This window comes from Blautia sp. CAG:257 (genome assembly GCF_000433815.1).
Classification (GTDB): Bacteria; Bacillota; Clostridia; order Lachnospirales; family Lachnospiraceae; genus Blautia_A; species Blautia_A caecimuris.
The window spans coordinates 458-3,732 of the sequence record NZ_HF999067.1; the positions used below are offsets into that span (position 1 = coordinate 458).

The 3,275-nt window shown below is 45.9% G+C and carries 3 protein-coding genes; all 3 read right to left on the reverse strand.

From position 1 onward, the window contains the following. Positions 1-1,028: PolC-type DNA polymerase III N-terminal domain-containing protein (locus QVP40_RS08315; protein ID WP_288200404.1), on the reverse strand; the 1,028-nt coding region annotated here is incomplete at its 3' end. Between the two features lie 13 nt (positions 1,029-1,041). Next, positions 1,042-2,097 (reverse strand): flavodoxin-dependent (E)-4-hydroxy-3-methylbut-2-enyl-diphosphate synthase, encoded by a 1,056-nt coding sequence (gene ispG / locus QVP40_RS08320; RefSeq protein ID WP_022067998.1) that lies wholly within the window; start codon positions 2,095-2,097, stop codon positions 1,042-1,044. A gap of 87 nt (positions 2,098-2,184) precedes the next feature. Then, entirely contained in the window at positions 2,185-3,252 is a 1,068-nt protein-coding gene (locus QVP40_RS08325; protein ID WP_442852285.1) for a toxic anion resistance protein, read from the reverse strand. Positions 3,253-3,275 lie beyond the last annotated feature (23 nt).

Sequence of the window (3,275 nt, forward strand, 5' to 3'; positions counted from 1 at the left end):
TCACTGTCAAAACGGTCAATGGTGGTAACGCCTTTCAGCTTCAGAAAGGCTCCCTTTTTTATCTCTTCTTTTACTTCCGGAACCTGTTCGTTCCGAAGGAACATTTTGATCACAATAGAGTCTGTAAAATCCGTAACCGGAAAAATGAGAATGGTTTTTTCATTCCGGATCTCTCTTGCCTCCACATCCAGAACCTGACCTCGTATAATGACTTCTCCCATTTCCCCTGTAATGCTTTCCAGAGGAATGGTTTCACCCTCAAAATCTCTTCCATATATAACATCCGGATTGCTGTCTCTTCGGAATCCACCCCGGAAGTCGCCTCCATGTCCCTTTTTGTCAAAGGATTTTTTCTCCTGCTTTCCTTTTCCGGAAGCTTTTTTATTCTCTTTTTTGTCAGAACCGGAAGAGGCTTTCTCCTGTTTCAGGGTTTCTTCCTCTTTATCCAGCTTTGCATGCTTCAGGACATTTTCCACTTCCTGCTCAATCTGAAGAACTGCATTTTTCCGGTACTTGCTTTCCTGAGCCTCTTCAAACTGAAGCTCGATCTTCAGATTCATTCCGCAGCGTTCACAGAATACCTTATGAAGATATTCCACAAGGATTTCGCTTTTTTCCCGGGCGATCACAGAATCCGGAAGCACCAGATCCATTTCCTCTGTGCCGGAAAAAGTGATCCTGGACCGTTTAAAAAGATTGTATTCCAGCATATTGTAATTCCGCAGCTCCAGTTCCATGCTGGACCGGTACACTTCCAGAAAATTATCCGGCGTATACTGTCTGGACAGACGGAATTTTTCGATCACCGTTACCTGCATCTGGATTCCCGGAAAGCACTGTCTTTCAATCTGCTGCTGCAGCTCTATGATATATTTTTTGTGGATCCACCGTTCACTGCTGATATAAACCCACAGTCTGGTCTTATCCGGATTGCAGGACACCCTGGTGACAGCTACCATATCCAGAAGCTCCTGCAGCGGATCCTTGATCTTCAGATTTGGAAATACGTCAAAAAAATCTTTTTCCATTTTTTCCTCTTTCTTATTCTTCCCAGTGAAGAAGCTCTTCTCTCAGGGTATCCAGAAGCTGATCCTCCGGAACCTTTTTTATGATCTCTCCCTTTTTGATCAGAAGCCCTACGCCCACTCCCCCGGCAATTCCTATATCAGCTTCCTTTGCTTCTCCCGGTCCGTTTACCACGCAGCCCATAACAGCCACCTTAATATCAAGAGGGATGTCCTGGACCATTGTCTCCACCTGATTTGCAAGACCGATCAGGTCAATCCTGGTACGTCCGCAGGTAGGACAGGACACCACCTCGATCCCTCCTTTTCGAAGTCCCAGAGTTTTCAGAATCCGTTTTGCAGATTTGATCTCCTCCAGAGGCGCTCCGGTAAGAGAAACCCGGATAGTATCTCCGATTCCCTGAGAAAGAATGATTCCAAGCCCTACTGCAGACTTAATGTTGCCGGAATATAAAGTTCCTGCCTCTGTAATTCCCACATGAAGAGGGTAATTTGTCTTTTCTGCGATCAGCTCATGGGCTCTGGCGCACATCATAACATCTGAAGATTTAATACTGATCACCAGATTGTCATATCCCATATCCTCAATGATCCTCACCTTGTCAAGAGCGCTTTCTACCAGCCCCTCTGCAGTGACACCGTGATATTTTTCCACCAGCTCCTTTTCCAGAGAACCGCTGTTTACGCCCACCCGGATAGGAATATTTCTTTCCCTGGCCACATCTACAACCGCTTTTATTCTCTCCCGGCTTCCGATATTTCCGGGGTTAATGCGGATTTTGTCTGCTCCGTTTTCCATTGCCGCAATAGCCAGCCTGTAATCAAAATGAATATCTGCCACCAGAGGAATGTGAATCTGCTTTTTGATCTCAGAAAGCGCCTCTGCCGCCGCCATATCCGGAACCGCGCACCGGATGATCTCACATCCTGCAGCCTCCAGCTCCAGGATCTGCTTTACGGTTGCCTCCACATCATCTGTCCTTGTATTTGTCATAGACTGAATAAGAACAGGATTTCCTCCCCCGATTTTTTTATTTCCAATTTTTATAACCTTTGTATGTTCCCGATACATAATCTTCCTCCTGAAAAATTTATTATGAAACACAAAGAACTGCCACAGCTTTTCCGGAATTTCCGGCTGTGTGACAGCCCTTTTTCTTTATCTCTGGATTTCCAGAAGCTTTGCTTTCAGATCGTTTTCCATCCGCGCCATCTCCGCTTCGGCAGCCTGACGCTTTGCTCTGCCTTCCTTCTGTATCCGCATCACATCGTCCAGGGTCTGGATCAGCTCTGCATTTGTCTGCTTCAGAGTTTCCAGATCCACAATTCCCCTCTCAGACTCTTTTGCAGTTTCTGCAGATGCCATATGAAGCGTTTCCGCATTTTTACGCAAAAGCTCATTTGTCACATCAGATACCTGTCTCTGAGCCTGCGCCGCCTGGGTAGAATGAGCGATTCCAAGAGCCAGCACCATCTGGCTTTTCCACAGAGGAATGGTATTTACAATAGTTGTCTGGATCTTCTCTGCCATAACTGTATTATTATTCTGCACAAGGCGGATCTGAGGCGCTGTCTGAAGAGAGATCATCCGCGTCAGCTCCAGGTCATGGAGCTTTTTCTCAAAACGGATACACTGGCTGTCCAGATCCTTGGCTTTCTGCGCATCCTCCGGCAGTCCGCTTAATCCGGCCTTTTCGGAAAGCTCTTTTAATTTTCCGTTTCTGACAGCGGAAAGCTGTTTTTTTCCTGCCAGGATATACATGGAAAGCTCCCTGAAATAAAGGAGATTCTGTTCATACATTTTATCCATCAACGCAGAATCCTTCAGAAGGCGTACCTGATGCTTCTGAAGCACGTCTGTGATCCGTTCTACATTTGCCTCTGCCTTGTCATACTTGTTTTTCAGATTTTCAATTTTATTTGCCTGTTTTTTAAAAAATCCGAAAAATCCCTTTTCTTCTTCCGTATCAAAATCCTTCAGCTGACTTACCACGTCTGTGAGAAGTTCCCCCACTTCCCCAAGATCCTGAGTTCTTACATTTTTCAGCGCCTCATCCGAAAAATCCGCCATTTTTTTCTGGGTTCCGGCTCCGTACTGAAGAATCTGCGCCGTATTTTCCACATCAATCTTTTCTGCAAAGGAATCCACCATCTTCTGTTCCTCAGAAGTCAGTTTCATCCGGGCCATTTCCTTCTGTACCGGATCCATATCCGTAGTCTCCTCCATAAGAGCGGCAGGATTTTCCGGCT

Bases quoted from the DNA above. Each gene is read 5' to 3' on its own strand.
- QVP40_RS08325 (WP_442852285.1), bottom strand. From the start codon at position 3,252: ATGGAGGAGACTACGGATATGGATCCGGTACAGAAGGAAATGGCCCGG.
- ispG (WP_022067998.1), bottom strand. From the start codon at position 2,097: ATGTATCGGGAACATACAAAGGTTATAAAAATTGGAAATAAAAAAATC.